Origin of the sequence: Vibrio sp. SBT000027 (genome assembly GCF_963894355.1) — a bacterium.
Classification (GTDB): Bacteria; Pseudomonadota; Gammaproteobacteria; order Enterobacterales; family Vibrionaceae; genus Vibrio; species Vibrio splendidus.
This window is the reverse complement of record NZ_CAWQGD010000004.1, coordinates 564204-582624: the sequence shown is the minus strand read 5'-3', so window position 1 is coordinate 582624 and position 18421 is coordinate 564204. Positions and strand designations below refer to the sequence as shown.

At 45.1% G+C, this 18421-nt stretch carries 16 protein-coding genes; 3 read left to right on the top strand and 13 right to left on the bottom strand.

Going from position 1 to position 18421, the window contains the following annotated elements:
- Positions 1-18 precede the first annotated feature (18 nt).
- From gloB to AACU28_RS12535, 3 genes are all read left to right on the top strand, one after another.
- Positions 19-777: a hydroxyacylglutathione hydrolase gene (gloB, locus tag AACU28_RS12545; protein ID WP_004734329.1), complete on the top strand. Its 759-nt coding sequence runs from the start codon at positions 19-21 to the stop codon at positions 775-777.
- A 70-nt stretch (positions 778-847) separates the two neighbouring features.
- A complete protein-coding gene (locus tag AACU28_RS12540) occupies positions 848-2422 on the top strand; it encodes a LysM peptidoglycan-binding domain-containing protein (protein WP_017079415.1) in 1575 nt (524 codons plus the stop codon).
- Positions 2419-3105, top strand: coding sequence for a YIP1 family protein (locus AACU28_RS12535; RefSeq protein WP_004734331.1), 687 nt, complete (start codon positions 2419-2421; stop codon positions 3103-3105). Before AACU28_RS12540 ends, AACU28_RS12535 begins: the two co-directional genes overlap by 4 nt.
- A gap of 107 nt (positions 3106-3212) precedes the next feature.
- Here AACU28_RS12535 and AACU28_RS12530 read toward each other — a convergent pair whose 3' ends face one another.
- The 13 genes from AACU28_RS12530 to bamA all read right to left on the bottom strand — a co-directional run bounded on the left by AACU28_RS12530 (position 3213) and on the right by bamA (position 18378).
- The gene (locus tag AACU28_RS12530) at positions 3213-4055 is read right to left on the bottom strand and encodes an endonuclease/exonuclease/phosphatase family protein (RefSeq protein WP_121603017.1); all 843 of its coding nucleotides are present in this window, start codon (positions 4053-4055) and stop codon (positions 3213-3215) included.
- A 61-nt stretch (positions 4056-4116) separates the two neighbouring features.
- The gene (gene glnB / locus AACU28_RS12525) at positions 4117-4455 is read right to left on the bottom strand and encodes a nitrogen regulatory protein P-II (RefSeq protein ID WP_004738609.1); all 339 of its coding nucleotides are present in this window, start codon (positions 4453-4455) and stop codon (positions 4117-4119) included.
- 130 nt (positions 4456-4585) lie between these two features.
- Positions 4586-4897: a c-type cytochrome gene (locus AACU28_RS12520; protein ID WP_029222103.1), complete on the bottom strand. Its 312-nt coding sequence runs from the start codon at positions 4895-4897 to the stop codon at positions 4586-4588.
- 58 nt (positions 4898-4955) lie between these two features.
- Positions 4956-6290, bottom strand: coding sequence for a tRNA lysidine(34) synthetase TilS (gene tilS, locus AACU28_RS12515; RefSeq protein WP_121603016.1), 1335 nt, complete (start codon positions 6288-6290; stop codon positions 4956-4958).
- 124 nt (positions 6291-6414) lie between these two features.
- The gene (gene accA, locus AACU28_RS12510) at positions 6415-7374 is read right to left on the bottom strand and encodes an acetyl-CoA carboxylase carboxyl transferase subunit alpha (protein WP_004734336.1); all 960 of its coding nucleotides are present in this window, start codon (positions 7372-7374) and stop codon (positions 6415-6417) included.
- Between the two features lie 45 nt (positions 7375-7419).
- Positions 7420-10899: a DNA polymerase III subunit alpha gene (gene dnaE / locus AACU28_RS12505; RefSeq protein WP_121603015.1), complete on the bottom strand. Its 3480-nt coding sequence runs from the start codon at positions 10897-10899 to the stop codon at positions 7420-7422.
- 193 nt (positions 10900-11092) lie between these two features.
- Positions 11093-11713, bottom strand: coding sequence for a ribonuclease HII (gene rnhB / locus AACU28_RS12500; RefSeq protein WP_121603014.1), 621 nt, complete (start codon positions 11711-11713; stop codon positions 11093-11095).
- 33 nt (positions 11714-11746) lie between these two features.
- Positions 11747-12943, bottom strand: coding sequence for a lipid-A-disaccharide synthase (lpxB, locus tag AACU28_RS12495; RefSeq protein ID WP_004734339.1), 1197 nt, complete (start codon positions 12941-12943; stop codon positions 11747-11749).
- Between the two features lie 129 nt (positions 12944-13072).
- Positions 13073-13861, bottom strand: a complete 789-nt coding sequence (lpxA, locus tag AACU28_RS12490) for an acyl-ACP--UDP-N-acetylglucosamine O-acyltransferase (protein ID WP_004734340.1) — start codon at positions 13859-13861, stop codon at positions 13073-13075.
- 1 nt (position 13862) lies between these two features.
- Positions 13863-14315 carry a 3-hydroxyacyl-ACP dehydratase FabZ gene (gene fabZ, locus AACU28_RS12485; RefSeq protein WP_004734341.1) on the bottom strand — a complete coding sequence of 151 codons (453 nt, stop codon included), beginning with the start codon at positions 14313-14315 and terminating at the stop codon, positions 13863-13865.
- Positions 14316-14408: 93 nt separating this feature from the next.
- Positions 14409-15440 carry a UDP-3-O-(3-hydroxymyristoyl)glucosamine N-acyltransferase gene (gene lpxD, locus AACU28_RS12480; RefSeq protein WP_017079409.1) on the bottom strand — a complete coding sequence of 344 codons (1032 nt, stop codon included), beginning with the start codon at positions 15438-15440 and terminating at the stop codon, positions 14409-14411.
- Positions 15441-15444: 4 nt separating this feature from the next.
- A complete protein-coding gene (locus AACU28_RS12475) occupies positions 15445-15945 on the bottom strand; it encodes an OmpH family outer membrane protein (protein ID WP_004734343.1) in 501 nt (166 codons plus the stop codon).
- Positions 15946-15972: 27 nt separating this feature from the next.
- Positions 15973-18378 carry an outer membrane protein assembly factor BamA gene (gene bamA / locus AACU28_RS12470; RefSeq protein WP_004734344.1) on the bottom strand — a complete coding sequence of 802 codons (2406 nt, stop codon included), beginning with the start codon at positions 18376-18378 and terminating at the stop codon, positions 15973-15975.
- Between the last annotated feature and the right edge of the window lie 43 nt (positions 18379-18421).

Genomic DNA, 18421 nt, shown 5'->3' with positions numbered 1-18421 from the left:
GTGACTGGAGAATCAATAATGTTACATATCAAAAGCATACCTGCATTTAACGACAATTACATCTGGCTGATTCAAAATAGCGATCGTCGTTGTGCTGTCGTCGACCCTGGTGATGCGGCTCCAGTATTAGAGTACTTAGCACATCATGAGCTAACTTTAGATGCAATCTTGATTACACACCACCACCATGATCACATTGGTGGCGTTCCAGAACTAGTCAGACAGTTTCCAAGCATAGATGTTGTGGGTCCAAGGAATGAACCAATCCCGACCTTAACTCACCCCGTTGATGATGGTGACCAATTAGAATTGTTTGGTGAAGTATTTTTAGTACTCGGGCTCAGTGGCCACACCGCTGGTCACATTGGTTATGTGGGCGATGCCAAACTATTTTGTGGCGATGTGCTGTTTTCAGCAGGCTGCGGTCGAATCATGGAAGGCACGCCACAGCAAATGTTTGATGCACTGAACAAGATCACAGCACTTCCTCAAGAAACCGAGGTTTACTGTGCTCATGAATACACCGCCGCGAACATCGCTTTCGCATTAGCGGTTGAGCCTGACAACCAACATTTGCAGCAATATCGCGACCAAGTGAACCGACTGCGAGCTCAGAATAAGTCGACCATCCCCACAAATTTGAGACAAGAGAAGTTTGTGAACCCTTTCTTGCGCTATACCGAGCCAAGTGTAGTGAAATCAGTATCTAATCGTACTGAGCAGACCGATCCTTTATCGGTATTTACCGCTTTACGTGCGTGGAAGAACGAATTTTAACAAATACAGACTTGTCACTCATAGGGGGTGGCAAGTATTATCACCGGCCGTTAATTAAAAAGGCTGTAACATGCGAGTTAAGTACAGCTGGGCTTTGGTATTACTACTTTCTGGTTGCCAATTAACTCAGTCAGAGAATCCAGACCAAGCTTCCGAGCAAACCAACACATCTCCTACTAAAGAAGTTTCTCAAGCGAACGCTTCATCAGAAGCAACAGCCAAAGAAGATCAAAAAGTTGAAGCACCTGTCGTTACTCCACAAACACAAGAAGATGTTTGGAAACGTATTGCGATGCAACTTGAAATGGAAGTACCCGACCAAAAGAAGGTTGATTACTACCGAACTTGGTATTTAAAGCACCCTAGTCATCTAAAAACCGTCTCACAACGTGCTGAACCTTTCCTTTATCTGATCACAACTAAGATTGAAGAAAAAGGCTTACCACTAGAATTGGCACTATTACCCGTTGTAGAAAGTTCTTTCGATGCGTTTGCCTACTCTCATGGCAGCGCTGCAGGTCTATGGCAATTCATTTCTGGCACAGGCAAAGACTACGGGCTTGAACAGAACTTTTGGTATGATGGCCGCCGCGATGTTGCCGCTTCTACCGACGCCGCATTGGACTTCCTCTCAGACCTTAACCGACGTTTCGATGGCGACTGGAACCATGCCATTGCTGCCTATAATAGTGGCGGCGGTCGTGTAAACAGTGCTATCCGCAAGAACAAGAAACTGGGTAAGCCAATCGACTTCTTCTCTTTGGACTTGCCAAAAGAGACCAGCAGCTACGTACCTAAACTGCTTGCTCTAGCTGATGTGATTGCCAACCAAGAAAAGTATGGCATCGATATCCCTGCGATTCCAAACAAGCCAGTACTGGCCCTGGTTAACCCAAACGAACAGCTTGATTTAGCGATTGCTGCAAGCTACGCAGGTATTCCAGTCAAAGAGCTGCAAGGCTACAACCCGGCTTACAACCAGTGGGCGACAGCACCTGAAAAGCATCAGCAATTATTGCTTCCCCTAGGCTCTGTTGAAAAGTTCAACAAAGAAGTGGCGGCCAATAAAGGCAAAGGCATGAAGTTGGTGCGTTACAAGGTTCAGTCTGGTGACAGCATTAGCGTACTAGCAAGTAAATATAACACCACCAGCAAAGTGATCCGCTCTGCAAACGGTTTGAGCAACAACAATATTCGTATTGGACAGCACTTACTTATCCCAACATCCACCAAAGACGACAAGACATACGCACTAAGCGCTTCAAATCGCCTAGCAAGCACACAGTCGAAGAGTCGTGGTCAATATAAGCTTAGTCATACCGTAAAAAGTGGTGACAGCCTATGGACGATTGCACGCGCAAATAAGGTATCTCACCAATCACTGGCTAAGTGGAATGGTATGGGGCCACGCGACACGCTTCGAATTGGTCAAGAACTGGTCATTTGGAAGAATAGTTCCGACGGTGCCATCATCCGAACTGTCTTTTATAACGTAAGATCAGGTGACACAGTCAGCGGTATTGCATCAAAGTTCAAAGTAAAAAGCGCAGATGTTGTAAAATGGAACGCTTTGCAGAACAAGAAATACTTACAGCCAGGACAAAAACTGAAGCTGTATGTTGATGTAACTAAGGTAAGTGTATGAACCCGTCAAGTAACCCACTCGTCATGCTGTTGGATATATTCCGTTCACCAACAGCTTGTTTCTTAGCGCTTTATCAGCGAAGTGCTTGGGGATGGCAACCCTACGTCGTATTAATGCTCAGCCCGTTTTTATTCTGGGGTGCTTATTTTTCGAATGTAGATTTTGCATGGTTAAGTGCAGAATTGTCACAACAACTGGCTCAAACGAACCCTGACCAATTGGCGTTACTTGACAGTAATACCTTACTCGCGAGTGAAATCATCAGCGATGTGTTTGGCCGTACGTTAACCATCATTCTGTTGGCATTCTGGTTTAACCTAGCAACCAAACCAAGCCAGCATCAACATAGCTTTTGGCGATGGTTTGCAGCGGCATCGGTTGTGATATTCCCGGCTGTTTTAGGTGATGTAGCAAGCTACGCAAGCCTGATACTCAAGCATGGACAAGTGATGAGCTACGCTGCTGACTTGAACAGCTTAAACGGCTTAATCAAGTTACCACTGACCAATGATTGGTCGCAGTTTGCCAGCTCTTTACCACTGTTATTACCATGGTATATCGTGTTGGGTTATGCAGCCGTATTAACGTGGACTGAGTTTGAGCGTGGGCAAGCGCTTGTGATTTCAGGCTTACCATGGGTTGGTTATTACCTAATCTGGGCGCTCTACATTTTAATCTTTTAAGTTGAAGAGATAAGGCTAGCGAAGACTCTCTAGCCTATTTGTTCCGTTAGATTAACCAAGGTAACCACCGTGCGAATGGTAAAGCTCCAATGACTAATAGCTAATCACTATTTAGCCTTAAAGGTGACTCGCATAGGGTTATGATCAGAAGCGTCCGTAATGGGCGCTTTTGCATTTTCTACCTCTAGCCCTCGATAGAACACATGGTCGAGCACCAATCCTGTCATAAACTGAGTTCGGTTATCCGGTTCAAAGGCAACCTCCGTCAAACCGACCTGTTCCAACGCGCCTTTCAATACCGCAAAGCGAGCCTCACTCCAGCTATTAAAATCCCCAGCAAAAATAACAGGCCCACGATACTTTTGCAGATTGTCAGTTAAGCTCTTCAGCTGAGCCTCGTAATCTTCCGTACCAAAGGTAAAATTCACAGCATGGATATTAATAACCGCCAGTTGTTCGCCGTTACTAAGTTGGTAACGAGACCAAAGCGCCGATTTAGGCAATTGAAGCCAAGGCTCTTCATGAGTATAAGCACAAGCTTCGATCGGTAAATGCGTCGCTAAGTTAAGTACACCAGCACTTTGTTCAAAGGCTTCAAACGCATTCACACGAGTGCTTCCCCACTGGCCGCTTGTCACCCATTGGCGAAGCTCTACTGTCATACTCGCTTCTTGCAGCAATACAAGATCGCTTCCTGCCGTCAATTTGTTCAGTTCACTCTGCCAATTACTGCGATTTTGCTTGTAGATATTCCACACGGTAATGCTTAGTCCATCAGACACGTCAATCGCTTTCGGTGCGGAGTTTTGGTAGCAACTGTAGATGTCGTTACTGGTACTTTGAGAGGAAGTGATCAGGTTGGGCTTATTCGGGATCACGAAGATAAAATGAAAACTAACGACAGCAAGCGTTATCAATACGGCGATAACAATGATGGTTTTCTTAAACATACAGCACCCTACCAGAAATGAAAAAGGAGCGATAAACGCTCCTTTTTGGGTAATAGTTTTTTTATACGGCGTCTTCGTCTTCTTCGCCAGTACGAATACGTACCACACGTTCAACGTCAGTAATGAAGATCTTACCGTCGCCGATTTTACCGGTTTGAGCCGTTTCGATAATGGTATCAACACACTGGTCAGCCACTTCGTCGGTCACAACGATTTCCAATTTCACTTTAGGTAAAAAGTCGACCATGTACTCTGCGCCGCGATATAGCTCAGTATGACCTTTCTGGCGTCCAAAACCTTTAACTTCAGATACTGTCATACCCGTAATACCCACTTCTGCAAGTGCTTCACGTACATCATCAAGTTTGAATGGCTTGATAATGGCTTCAATCTTTTTCATGTTCATCCCTTAAACTGTGCGAATAGCTCATTATCGGTTAGCTATAGTAAACATTCAATGAAAAAAGCCAGAGCTTTAAAGCTCTGGCTCGAAATTTATCATCTTGTTTAATCAGCGCTTTGAGAAGGTTTTACTTAAGGCTTGCGTAGTAAGCGGCTAGATTAGCGATATCTTCATCACTCAGCATAGAAGCTTGAGCCTGCATCACAGCGGCCAAGCCACCATTGCGCTGTTTTGTTTTGTAAGCGTTGATCGATGAAACGATGTACTGCTCGTTTTGTCCTTTCAGGTTTGGGTAACCTGGGATCATAGCGATACCATCGGCGCCATGACAAGCCGCACAGATTGCTGCTTTAGCTTGGCCCGCAGCAACATCACCCGCCAGAGCGTTACCACTCAATAGTCCAAGTCCGAGAACTAATCCTAGTGTAATTTTCTTCATTGCATATTCCATTAATTATTTTTATTAAAGTGACGGTGAATTGTGACACAAACTTTTTCTACTTGCTCCAAAGCGCTTCACAATCTTGACCTTCGTAGTTTTTATCTACGAATAAGCCTAAAACAGCGATCACTCGATCGCCATCCATTAATATCGGCGTTCTGCGTCTTAACCAACTGGGTACTTGGTATTCCTGAAACAGCTTCTTGAGTTTTCTACTATGCCCGCGCCCAACAGGGTGAGCCGAAAGTCCTTCAGGGTTAAAGATCACTCTTAGTGTTGCGTTTGTATCCGACAAACTAAAGCTTTGCACATCACGGTGGTTCGATGCGCCATCACTCAGTGCTGAATTTAAGCGTAGCTCCCCTAAGCCATCGGGTAGCGTCAAACTCTCTCCCATTGAAAGATGGCTTTGCCAGTCGGATAGGTCTTTAGTCTCTCTCACCAAATAGAGCTGATGATTAAAGCGTCGAACTTCGGCATCATTCAACACCAGCTTAGGGTTGGCGTCCGCCTGAGCGCATGCGACTTCATCCCAAATAAGCTTGAGCTGCTTTTGACTCGGCATCGGTTGATTACAATGACTCAACCACATTCTTATCAGTCGCGCTCGTAACAAGTCTGAATGTTGGAATAACGCCTCAATGATTAAGCTCTGGCTATCTTCCAAAGCTTGCTGGAAGTGTGATTCAAGCAACTCATCGAGCAGCAACTCTTGCTCTGCGCAAAGCTGAGCACTGCGACTGACCGCCTCTCGAAAATTGGGCCAGCGCTCAGTCAGCGTTGGCGTTACTTGATGGCGAATAAAATTGCGGTCAAAGCGAACGTCTTGATTACTCTCATCTTCGACCCAAGTTAAACCCATGTCGTGCGCCGACGCTTCAATGTCTGATCGAGTCACTGAAAGTAGCGGTCGAACGATAAACGCTTCGCTAAACGACATCACTTTCGCCATTGAAGAAAGCCCTTTAGGGCCACTTCCCCGCTTCAACGCTAACAAGAAAGTCTCAAGTTGATCATCGATGTGTTGACCTGTAACAAGCACATCGCCCTGTCTGATGTGCTGCTGAAAAGCTTGGTATCGAGCATCTCTAGCCAGCTTTTCAACGCTTTCACCACTGTTGATATCCAACGAGACTCGGTCTACAGCTAACGAAACTGACAAAGCATCACACCATGTTTGGCACTGCTCTGCCCAGTGATCAGCGTTCTTGCTTAAACCGTGGTGAACGTGCACCGCGCAGCACTCAATGCCATGCGTTTGCGCGTACTGCGCTGCTAACTCTAACAAGACTCGAGAATCAACACCGCCACTGAAAGCCACGATCAATCGACTAGGCTTGAGTGCGCTTTGATGAAGTACAGATGTGAAGGTTTCGATTAAGTGAGTCATGAGCGAGTGAACCATGAGAGTAGGTTTGAGGGGATAATATTTTAATAATAAAAAAGGGTTGGCACTGAGTCCAACCCTTTCATCATCTTGTTACTTGAAGCTGCCTCATTTCAAGGCACGCTTATCAGCAGTAACCGTAGCTCATTAGGCGTTGGTAACGACGCTCAAGTAGTGCTTCGTTATCAAACTGCTCTAGCTCTTCTAGCTGTTTAACTAGCATGTCTTTCATGTTCTGAGCCGTTTGTACTGGATCGCGGTGCGCGCCACCTAGAGGCTCAGGAATGATTTCGTCGATAAGCTCAAGATCTTTCAGACGAGGAGCAACTAGGCCCATCGCTTCAGCAGCTTGTGGTGCTTTATCTGAATCACGCCACAAGATTGAAGCACAACCTTCTGGAGATATTACTGAGTACGTAGAGTACTGAAGCATGTTCACGTAGTCGCCAACACCAATAGCTAGTGCACCACCTGAACCGCCTTCACCCACAACGTTACAGATAACTGGCACAGATAGGCCAGCCATAACTTTAAGGTTCTTTGCGATCGCTTCAGATTGACCACGTTCTTCAGCACCAACACCTGGGTATGCACCCGCTGTGTCGATGAAAGTAATGATTGGCATGTTGAAACGCTCTGCCGTTTCCATTAGGCGAAGTGCCTTACGGTAACCTTCTGGCTTTGGCATACCAAAGTTACGAATCACTTTTTCTTTAGTCTCACGACCTTTCTGGTGACCAATAACCATAACAGGACGACCATTTAGACGAGCCATACCACCCACAATTGCTTTGTCGTCAGCGAAAGCGCGATCGCCCGCCATCTCTTCAAATTCTGTGAAGGCATGCTCCAGGTAATCTTTGGTGTACGGACGTTGCGGGTGACGAGCAAGTTGAGCTACTTGCCATGCACCTAGGTCACTAAAGATTTTCTGTTTAAGCTCTAAGCTTTTTTTCTCTAGTTGTTCAATTTCTTTGTCTAGATCTACCGCTGTGTCACCACCGTGACGTGAAACGTCACGTAGCGCTTCGATTTTTGCTTCAAGTTCAGCGATAGGCTTTTCAAATTCTAGAAAGTTCAGGCTCATCTATGAATCCTTGTTGATTCAGCTCCACAATCATGGAGCTAAATTTTAGTTAAATTCGAGTTCTACTTGGCTATTTCCAAGCAGCTGTTTTAATTCGTCTAGTAATGTATCACTTGGCGTCACACGCCATTCTGTGCCCAATGTTAACCGCGCTCTAGCGTCGGCACGCTGGTAGTATACATTGACTGGGACCGTTCCGGCTCTATAAGGTTCTAAGATTTGACTAAAGCGTTCAAAAAATTGACCATTAATTTGGGATTGGTCGATAGATATCGACACCCCACGAGCATATTTCTCACGGGCGCTTCCTAAGTCCATGACCTCGCGCGCGGACATTTTAAGCCCACCATTGAAATCATCAAAGCTGACCTGTCCAGAAACGACCACTATTTTATCTTTTTCGAGCAATTCAGCGTAGCGATCGAGCGCATCCGAGAACAACATCACTTCCATTCGCCCCGATCGGTCGTCGAGGGTCATCAAACCAATTCGAGTTCCGCGCTTCGTGGTCATTACCCTAGCAGCAATGACCAAACCTGCAATCGTTAAAGACTGATCACGACGCGTCGGCGTCGCATCTTTCAAGCGACAGCTGGTGTATTTCGCGAGCTCTTTAATGTACGCATTAACCGGGTGACCCGTTAAATACAAACCTAACGTCTCACGCTCACCTTCAAGCCAAACCTTTTCAGGCCACTTCGGTACTTGGGTATACTTGTGTTCCACCTCTTCCGGAGCGTCAGTCAACACGCCAAACATATCCGATTGACCAAAAGACTCAGCGTGGTGATGTTGGCTTGCCGCCTTAACCGCATCTTTCAATGAGGCCATCATCGCTGCTCGGTGAGGACCTAATCTATCTAAGGCGCCCGACAGAATCAACTTTTCGATAACACGCTTGTTCACTTTTTTCAGATCAAGTCGTGCACAGAAGTCGAACAAGTCTTTAAAGTAACCGCCTTTGTTACGCGCTTCAATAATGGCTTCAATTGGGCCTTCACCCACCCCTTTAATCGCACCGATGCCATAAACAATCGCACCATCTTCATCCACATTAAAACGGTATAAACCGGAATTAATATCGGGTGGAAGAAGCTTGAGCTTCATACGGAAACATTCATCAACAAGGCCAATAACCTTCTCGGTGTTATCCATATCCGCGGTCATTACTGCCGCCATGAATTCTGCAGGGTAATGCGTTTTAAGCCATAGCGTTTGATAAGAAACCAGTGCGTATGCAGCCGAGTGAGATTTGTTAAAGCCGTAGCCCGCAAACTTCTCTACCAAGTCAAAGATCTTCATGGACAGTTCGCCATCAACACCATTGGCTTCAGCACCTTCTTTGAAGGTACCGCGCTGTTTTGCCATCTCTTCAGGCTTTTTCTTACCCATCGCACGACGCAACATATCCGCTCCACCAAGCGTATAACCCGCAAGGATCTGAGCGATTTGCATTACTTGTTCTTGATACAGGATGATGCCGTACGTAGGTTCTAGTGTTTCTTTTAACGACTCGTGTTGCCACGTTTCATCAGGGTAAGATACAGCCTCTCGTCCGTGTTTACGGTCGATAAAGTTATCTACCATGCCTGATTGCAGAGGGCCCGGACGGAACAAGGCCACCAATGCGATGATATCTTCAAAAGAGTCGGGTTGTAGACGCTTGATCAGATCTTTCATACCGCGTGATTCCAGTTGGAATACCGCCGTCGTTTCAGAATTTTGTAATAGGTTAAATGACGCTTGGTCATCTAGAGGAATCGATTCAATACGAACCGGCTCTTTACCCTCTTTCTTCAAGCGTGGGTTTACGAGGCCTAACGCCCAATCGATGATGGTCAGGGTACGTAGACCCAAAAAGTCGAATTTAACCAAACCGGCGGTTTCAACGTCATTCTTATCGAATTGCGTTACTGGGAAGTTACCTTCTGCATCGGCATAGATGGGTGCAAAGTCAGTGATCGTGGTGGGTGAGATAACAACACCACCCGCGTGCTTACCGGCATTTCGCGTACAACCCTCAAGAATTCGACACTTATCAATCAGTTCGCGTACTTCTTCATCACCGTCGTAGAGTTCTGGCAATGCTGGCTCAGCAAGGAAGGCCTTCTCTAGCGTCATGCCCGGATCAGGCGGAACCAGCTTAGAAATACGGTCAACGAAACCAAACGGGTGGCCCAATACACGGCCAACGTCACGAATTACCGCTTTTGCCGCCATAGTACCAAAGGTGATGATCTGAGAAACGGCATCACGACCGTACATCTCGGCTACGTGGTCAATAACTTGGTCGCGTTTATCCATGCAGAAGTCGATATCGAAATCGGGCATAGATACACGTTCTGGGTTCAAGAAACGTTCGAACAGCAAGTCATATTCAAGTGGATCAAGATCGGTGATATCCAATGCGTAAGCCACCAAAGAACCGGCACCAGAACCACGGCCTGGGCCTACTGGTACGTCGTTATCTTTTGACCACTGGATGAACTCCATTACGATCAAGAAGTAACCCGGGAACCCCATGTTGTTGACAACTTCAAGTTCAATCTTAAGTCGCTCATCGTATTCAGGTCTGCGTTCAGCTCGAATTTTCTCATCAGGGAATAGAAACGCTAAACGACGCTCAAGGCCTTCTTCTGATTTTTTAATCAAGAAGTCTTCAATCGCCAAACCTTCCGTTGGGAAGTTAGGTAAGAAGTATTCGCCCAGTCGAACTGTTACGTTACAACGCTTAGCAATCTCGACACTGTTTTCCAGTGCTTCAGGGATGTCTGAGAACAACTCACACATCTCTTCTTCACTACGCAAGTATTGTTGTGAGCTGTAGTTTTTCGGTCGACGTGGATCAACCATAGTGAAACCATCATGAATCGCCACACGAATTTCATGGGCGTCAAACAAGTCTTCAGATATGAAAACCACTTCGTTGGTCGCGACAACAGGCAGGTCTTCTTGTTCAGCAAGCTCTAGCGCAAAGTGCAGATACGACTCTTCATCCGGGCGCCCAGTACGAATGAGCTCCAGATAAAAACGGTCTGCGAAATGTGTTTTGTAAAACTCAACGCTGCTTGTAACCAACTCTCGATTGCCTTTCAGCAACGCCTTACCAATCTCACCCTCTTTTGCTCCCGATAGAAGAATCAGGCCTTCGGCATGTTCAATCAGCCACTCTTTATCAATAACTGGCTGATGTTGTACATGACCACGAAGGTAAGCTTTTGAAATCAATAATGTTAGGTTGTTGTAACCTTTATTATTCGCTGCAATAACAGTGAGTTTGGTCAATTCATCGCCAAAATCCGGAGACTGCATCAAGAAGTCAGCACCAATAATTGGCTTAACCCCACACCCATGGGCAGTACCGTAAAATTTCACCAAGCCACATAGGTTAGTAAAGTCGGTCAATGCTAGAGCAGGCATACCCATTTCAGCGACTTTCTTTACTAATGGTGGCACCTTAGATAGGCCATCCACCATCGAAAAATCACTGTGTACGCGTAGGTGAACAAATTTTGGATCTGACATTATTTTTCCTGAGTTCTAGGTTTAGGCCTAGGATTACAACTGTGTGTATTCTATTTTTTTCTACCGCAAATAAGCAACTTTATTCGATGCCTTGCTCCGGTCAACATGAGTCTAAGCAATATAAAGCCCTAATCAATATAAAGCTCTAACCAATACTAAGCCCTAATCAATATACAGCCTTAGCCGACGAGCTTTAATCGAGACCTAAAATGCGCTTTACTGGCTTAAAGCTTTTGCGGTAATGCTCGGTTACGCCATGTTTTTCAATCGCTTCGAAATGCGCTTTGGTCGGATAACCTTTATGTTTAGCAAAACCAAACTCTGGATGAAGTTTATCAAGTTCTTCCATCTCTTGGTCACGAACAACTTTAGCGATGATAGATGCCGCACTGATTTCAGCAACTCGCAAGTCCCCTTTTACAATAGCAAGACCATCCATCGGCAGTTCAGGAACGCGGTTTCCATCGATTAGTGCCATATCAGGTTGAACGCTTAGCCCTGCGATCGCTCGCTGCATAGCAATCATGGTCGCTTGCAGAATATTCCACTCATCAATTTCTTGCGGGGAACAACGACCAACAGACCAAGCCAAGGCTTTCTCTTTGATTTCAGGAAACAGAGCCAGACGCTTCTTCTCAGACAGTTTCTTTGAGTCGTTCAAACCTTCGATTGGATTATTAGGATCGAGGATAACCGCAGCTGTAACAACATCGCCAACTAACGGCCCGCGCCCTACCTCATCAACACCAGCAAATAACGGGTAGCCTTGAGGATACTCAAAAGGAGGAAGCTCTTTTTTCTCTTTTACTGCCATAATTCTTCTCTTAATGTTCTGTAAACAAGCACTTTATGATTCAACACATGGTCGATCTATCAATTTCAATACCGCATTAGCGGCTTGTTTATCCGCGTCTTTACGAATCCAATGATGCATCTCGGTAAAGCGTTCGATTAATGCGCTGTTATCAGCGGATAGCATCTTATCGACAGACGGAAACAAGAAGTCTGGGTGACACTCTTCAAGAATATGCTCTTTCACAATCTCTTCGCCAGCCAAAATGTTCGGCAACGATACGAACTCAGTAATCGATAATTTCTTAACAATATAACCCGTCAGTTTATTTACTTTGTAGCCAACGACCATTGGGCGTTTCAACAACATGCATTCGAGAGCAACAGTACCCGAAGCTAACAGAACAGAATCAGCAGCGGTAATCACGTTGGTGGCGGTATCTTCTACCAATGTAAATTCAAGTTCAGGTGCCGTCGATTGCCAAATTTCAGTGAACTGCTTTTTACGTTGCTCATTAACGAGCGCAACAACAAAGTTGATATCAGGGTATTTTTGCTTAATACGCTGGCAAGTCTCAATAAAGGGTTGAGCAATCAAACTCATCTCACCACCGCGACTACCCGGTAATACGGCTAACCAAGGCTTATCTTGATCTAAACCTAAAAGCTCGCGAGCTTCTTTTTTATTCGGTTCTAGTGGAATGGTGTCTGCCAATGTATGGCCAACAAATTCACAAGCAACATTATATTTATCGTAGAATGCCTTTTCGAACGGCAAGAAAGCCAGTACCAAGTCGGTTGCTTTGTCGATTTTAAAGATACGCTTTGGACGCCATGCCCATACTGAAGGGCTGACATAATGAACGGTCTTAATACCCGCGTTCTTAAGATCCAATTCAAGTCTTAGGTTGAAATCTGGCGCATCGATACCAACGAAGACATCTGGCGGGTTTTGAGTGAAATACTTAACCAGTTCCGCTTTCACTTTTAACAAACGAGGTAAACGACCAAGCACTTCTACAAGCCCCATCACGGCAAGCTCTTCCATTTCGAAAAGAGACTCACAACCAAGCGCTTTCATTTTTGGTCCACCAATACCCACGAATTCAGCATTCGGATATTGTGATTTGACCGCTTTAATAAAACCCTCGCCAAGCGTGTCACCCGAGAGTTCTCCGACGACGATACCTACGCGTAGAGGTTCATTCGAAACAAAGTCCGAGCTATTGGTTGCTGCTTCTTGCTGTGCCATAGTTTTCCAATTCCCTTGTTGCCTAAAACAAAAAAGACCGCCCAATGAGTAGCGATCTTTTTGTTATACCAATCTGATTAAGTCATTATTGTCGTACTTGCGCTGATTGGTAAACAATCATATCAAGTATTAACGAATAATACCGCGCTCAGAGTTCTCTAGCATTTCTAGCATAGGAGTAACCGAAGTAAACTCTTTCGCCATTTCAACTAAAGCCGCTTTCGCTTCTTCAAGTGTTTTACCTGAACGGTATAACTCTTTGTACGCTTTCTGTAGTGCACGAATTTCTGGTTTCTCAAATCCGTTACGCTTCAGGCCCACTAGGTTAAGACCAAATGGAGCCGCATGGTTACCCTGTGCAAGCACGTACGGCAGTACATCTTGTACAACAGCAGAACAACCGCCAATGTAGGCGTAAGCACCTATTGAACAGAACGGGTGAATCGCAGATAGCGCCATTACACCAGCGTAGTCACCCACTGTTACGTGACCGCCAAGAATAGCGTTGTTACCAATGTGAGTATGGTTACCAACAATAACATCGTGTGCTACGTGAGCATTAACACAAAGTAAGTTGTCATCACCGATCACTGTGGTTGCTTTGTCTTGAGTTGTACCACGGTGGATTTGAACCGCCTCACGAATCACGTTGCGATCACCGATCACAACTGTTGTCTCTTCGCCACCGTATTTCTTATCTTGGTTCTCTTCACCGATAACTGCGTGTGGGAAGATGCGGTTTTCTTTACCGATGGTCGTGTGACCTTTGATCACCACATGCGACATCACTTCAGTGTCGTCACCAATTGTCACGTTACCAGCAATGTAAGTGAAAGGCCCAACCGTCACGTTAGCACCGATAGTTACATCACCTTCGATTACTGCTGCCGGGTGAATTTTTGCTGTTTCATGAATCATATTAAAACTCTCTACGAGCACATTTAAGTTCAGCTGAACATACAACTACGCCGTCAACTTTAGCAACGCCGTTAAACGATGCAATACCACGACGCTCTTTTAAGAATTCAACTTCGATAATCAGTTGGTCACCTGGCACTACTGGCTTGCGGAATTTAGCTTTATCTACACTTGCAAAGTAGTAAAGCTCGTTACCAGAAGGGGCACCAAATGATTTAAATGCTAGAAGACCAGTTGCTTGCGCCATTGCTTCTAAGATCAACACGCCTGGGAATACAGGCAGTTGAGGGAAGTGGCCTGTGAACTGAGGTTCGTTAACAGAGACATTCTTAATCGCAGTCAGTGTTTTTTCTTTTTCAAAGCTAGTCACACGATCAACCATTAAGAATGGGTAGCGATGAGGTAATAGTTCCTGAATTTCAGTAATGTTCATCGTTGTCTGTTCAGTAGTCAAAGTCGTATTCCTATGTATATTCTTTATTTAATTAGAAGGATTATAAACGAAAAAGACTCGCTGTACGCGAGCCTTTTATTAGAAATGCTGGAATTATGATTCCGCGCTCTTCTCGATAAGTTTTTCAACGGTTTTCAAACGCTTGTTCATTTCATCAATACGATGTACACGCGTTGCTGTTTTACGCCAATCTTTGTTTGGCTGTAAAGGAATACCCGAAGAGTACATGCCTTTCTCAGTGATACTGCGCATTACCATCCCCATACCGGTGATTGTAACGCCGCCAACGATTTCAATATGACCATTAATCACACAACCGCCACCAATAATACAGTACTTACCTATCGTCGTGCTGCCTGCGATAATAGTACCACCGGCAATAGCAGAACCATATCCGATGTGAACATTGTGAGCAATTTGAAGCTGGTTATCTAAGATAACGTTATCTTCAATGATTGTGTCATCTAATGCGCCACGGTCGATGGTTGTACACGCGCCAATTTCTACACGGTTACCAATGCGAACTGAACCGACTTGTGGAATCTTAACCCACTCACCTTTCTCGTTCGCATAACCAAAGCCATCAGAGCCAATGACAGTGCTTGATTGAATCAAACACGCGTCACCAATCACGACTTCATGGTAAACACTTACATTAGCCCATAGCTTAGTGCCTGTGCCAATATTTGCATTTTTACCAATAAAACAACCAGCTCCGATGATCACATCATCACCAAGTACCACACCAGACTCAATCACAGCGTTCGCACCGATAGACACATTTTGTCCAATGGTTGCATCGCTTGAAATTGAAGCAGAATCAGCGATAGCCGCTGCGGGTGCAGGAGTAGTATCAAGCGCTTGAGCAACTTTAGCAAAAGCAACGTAAGGGTCGCTGACCACAATCACGTTGGTCTTACACAGTTCGCGCTCACTCTCTTTAACCATAATAGCGGATGCTTTACAGTCACCAAGGTGCTTGCTGTACTTCACGTTCGAAAGGAACGTAATGTTTCCTTCTTGCGCTTTATCCATAGGAGCAACTGCTGAAACGGTAACCGTACCGTCTCCGTGTAGCTCTCCCCCGGTAATCGTTGCCAATTCGGCTAAAGTCAGGTTCTTCATAAACTTATTTCAGTGATTTAATTACTTGCTCAGAGATGTTGTATTCCGGCTTGCCGTACTGCAGAGCTTGAATATCAACAATCATGTCGTAGCCTTCTTTCTCTGCAACTTTAGTTACAGCATCTTGAATCACTTTGAATAGCTTCTGCTTCTCTTGTGCTTCACGACGTTGGCTTGCTTTTTCTAGTGCTTGAGCTTTGATTTTGTACTTACTGTCTAGTTGACCGACTTCGATACGAAGCTTCTCAACTTCGTCAGGACCTAGTAGTTCACCATCACGCTTAAGCTTTTCAATCTTAGTTTTTGCTTCTGCTTGAATGCTCTGCAGCTCAGCAGCTTTATCTTTGAACTCTTCCTGCATTTTTTGAAGAACAACTTCGCGCTGAGGTAGAGCCTGGAATACTTGTGCAGTGTTTACATAACCCACTTTTTGCGCAGCTTCAGCAGCTGTTGCAAAGAAAGAAGAGCTAAGAACTACAAGGCCTAAACCTGCTGCTTTAATCATATTTTTCAAAATATTGTCCTTTAAATATTAGAAAGTTCTACCAATGGTAAATGTGAAGAATTCCTCATCATCACCTTCGTAAATTTTAACGGGTTTCGCTAGAGAGAAAACCAATGGGCCCATCGGCGACATCCATTGAAGGGCTGCACCATAAGATGAACGGTAATTTGTTGGATCAGAGTAATCGTAGTAATACTGGCTGCCACTGTTAGGTGCACCACGGTCTACGAACTCGGTATCCCATACACTTGCCATGTCAAAGAAGACACTGGTTCGAATCTGGCTACGTGCTTCATCAGAAGCAAACGGCGTAGGTACAATTAACTCTAAACTTGCCAAGGCAACCGCATTACCACCAACCGAATCATCGGTTGCTGAGCTGTACGTTGGGTTGTTACCCGTACTGCTCCCGTAAACGGCTTTTGGACCCGCTGAGTTAGAGCCAAAGCCACGCAACGTTGTAAAGCCACCCGCGTAGTAGTTCTCGTAGAATGGGAACAAGTTATCATTACCATCCGTTTGACCGTAACCATTACCATAGCCTAATCGGCCACGCATCAAAAGTGTGAACTCATGCTTTTTGGTCAGCGGGATGTAATGTTTTACATCGTACTGAGCTTTGAAGTACTTAGCGTCAGAGCCTGGTACAGTCATTTTAGCGAAAGCACGTTGGTGGTTACCCTCGGTTGGGAAGAAACCACGGTTAAGGTTGTTACGAGTCCAAGAGATATTGATATCGAAGTCATCAGTTAAGATGTTTTCGTCACCATATTGGTCAATACTTCTCGCGAACTGTTCCACTTGGATATAAGTCGGAACGTTACCGATCTTGTTGTGCGTATAGCCAACACCAAATTCGATACGGTTCAGCTCATCCATAGGGAAGCCCCATGTAAGGCTGGTACCGTAACTTTGGTTGGTATAGTCGACAATACCCGCTTCAGAGGCTTCGAATTCGTTGTAGAAGATCTTACCGCCTAAGCTCACACCATCAAGGTTCCAGTATGGGTCACGGTAGTCCAAGCTCACGTTCTTTTGGTAATCGTTCATCATGGCGCTTACGCCAACACGGTTACCAGAACCAGCAAAGTTGTCTTGTTGTAGACCAACTTGGAAGCTGACACCTGATTCGGTACCGTAACCAACACCAAAGTTGATGCTGCCTGAGTTCGCTTCCTTAACGTTGTAAACCAAGTCAACTTGGTCTTCACTGCCAGGAACACGCACTGTTTGTACATCAACCGTTTCAAAAAAACCTAAACGGTTAAGGCGGCTCTTACCAGTGTCAATTGACTTAGAGTTAAGCCAGCTGCCTTCCATTTGACGCATTTCACGACGTAGTACTTCATCTTTGGTCGAGTTATTACCCGTAAATCGAATATCACGAACGTAGATACGGCTGCCCGCTTCTACATTAATAACCAATGACACTTCTTTGGTCTCATCGTCAAATTCAGGAATAGTACGTACTTGTGGGTACGCATAACCAGACTCACCAAGAATACGCTTTACGCCCTCTTCTAGTGATGTAACAGAAGAGCCGTTGTACGTATCACCGTCTTCAAATGGTACTAATGCTTCAAAATCAGCCTCACGACCAATCAGCTCACCGCGAAACGCGACATCTTTAACGGTGTAGGCTTCGCCTTCATCAATACCAAGCGTGATGTAAACGCCTTTCTTATCTGGAGAGATCGCTACTTGTGTAGAATCCACCTTAAATTTAAGGTAACCACGGTCAAGGTAGTACGATTTCAACGCTTCGATATCACCCGCTAATACTTGCTTCTGGTATTTTTCATCCGCAAGGAAATTCCACCATGCAACATCAACATTCAGGTTGAAACGGCTCAGTAGCTCAGCATCAGAAAAGACTTCATTACCAATAAAGTTGATTTGCTGAATCTTAGCGGATACGCCTTCAGTAAATACAAACTTAAGGTCAGAACGGTTACGTGGCAAAGGTGTCACAACCGCTTTTACTGTCGCGTTGTACTTACCAACACTGTAGTAAAAATCTTCAAGGCCTTTCTCGATGTTACTCAGCGTTGTGCGGTCAAGGGCTTCACCTTCACGAACACCAGATGCATCTAGGTTCTGCTGAAGTTGCTCTTCTTTGATCGCTTTGTTCCCTGAAAATGAAATGCTTGCGATGGTCGGTCGTTCTTTTACTTGAACAACTAAAACACCTTCATCGCGAAGGACCTTAACATCCTCAAAGTTACCTGAAGCATACAGTGCACGAATGATCTCAGATACATCGCCTTCATCCACTTCATCGCCAATACGCACTGGCATCTTCAGTAGAGCTGCACCAAGTGCAACACGCTGTAAACCTTCGATCTTGATATCTTGAACTACAAAGTTTTGTGCTCCGTTCGCAGCCACACTAGTGGCCAATAGACTTGCGAACAGAATTTGCTTAATCGCCATACTTATTCTAATTATTCCTTGCTACTACCAATGCCTGTGAGAA

What these genes read in the sequence shown, in the direction of transcription:
- accA (WP_004734336.1), bottom strand. Translation starts at nt 7,374, where the DNA reads ATGAGCCTGAACTTTCTAGAATTTGAAAAGCCTATCGCTGAACTTGAA.
- bamA (WP_004734344.1), bottom strand. Translation starts at nt 18,378, where the DNA reads ATGGCGATTAAGCAAATTCTGTTCGCAAGTCTATTGGCCACTAGTGTG.
- AACU28_RS12535 (WP_004734331.1), top strand. Translation starts at nt 2,419, where the DNA reads ATGAACCCGTCAAGTAACCCACTCGTCATGCTGTTGGATATATTCCGT.
- lpxB (WP_004734339.1), bottom strand. Translation starts at nt 12,943, where the DNA reads ATGGCACAGCAAGAAGCAGCAACCAATAGCTCGGACTTTGTTTCGAAT.
- gloB (WP_004734329.1), top strand. Translation starts at nt 19, where the DNA reads ATGTTACATATCAAAAGCATACCTGCATTTAACGACAATTACATCTGG.
- AACU28_RS12540 (WP_017079415.1), top strand. Translation starts at nt 848, where the DNA reads ATGCGAGTTAAGTACAGCTGGGCTTTGGTATTACTACTTTCTGGTTGC.
- AACU28_RS12530 (WP_121603017.1), bottom strand. Translation starts at nt 4,055, where the DNA reads ATGTTTAAGAAAACCATCATTGTTATCGCCGTATTGATAACGCTTGCT.
- rnhB (WP_121603014.1), bottom strand. Translation starts at nt 11,713, where the DNA reads ATGGCAGTAAAAGAGAAAAAAGAGCTTCCTCCTTTTGAGTATCCTCAA.
- tilS (WP_121603016.1), bottom strand. Translation starts at nt 6,290, where the DNA reads ATGACTCACTTAATCGAAACCTTCACATCTGTACTTCATCAAAGCGCA.
- lpxD (WP_017079409.1), bottom strand. Translation starts at nt 15,440, where the DNA reads ATGAAGAACCTGACTTTAGCCGAATTGGCAACGATTACCGGGGGAGAG.
- glnB (WP_004738609.1), bottom strand. Translation starts at nt 4,455, where the DNA reads ATGAAAAAGATTGAAGCCATTATCAAGCCATTCAAACTTGATGATGTA.
- AACU28_RS12475 (WP_004734343.1), bottom strand. Translation starts at nt 15,945, where the DNA reads ATGATTAAAGCAGCAGGTTTAGGCCTTGTAGTTCTTAGCTCTTCTTTC.
- AACU28_RS12520 (WP_029222103.1), bottom strand. Translation starts at nt 4,897, where the DNA reads ATGAAGAAAATTACACTAGGATTAGTTCTCGGACTTGGACTATTGAGT.
- lpxA (WP_004734340.1), bottom strand. Translation starts at nt 13,861, where the DNA reads ATGATTCATGAAACAGCAAAAATTCACCCGGCAGCAGTAATCGAAGGT.
- dnaE (WP_121603015.1), bottom strand. Translation starts at nt 10,899, where the DNA reads ATGTCAGATCCAAAATTTGTTCACCTACGCGTACACAGTGATTTTTCG.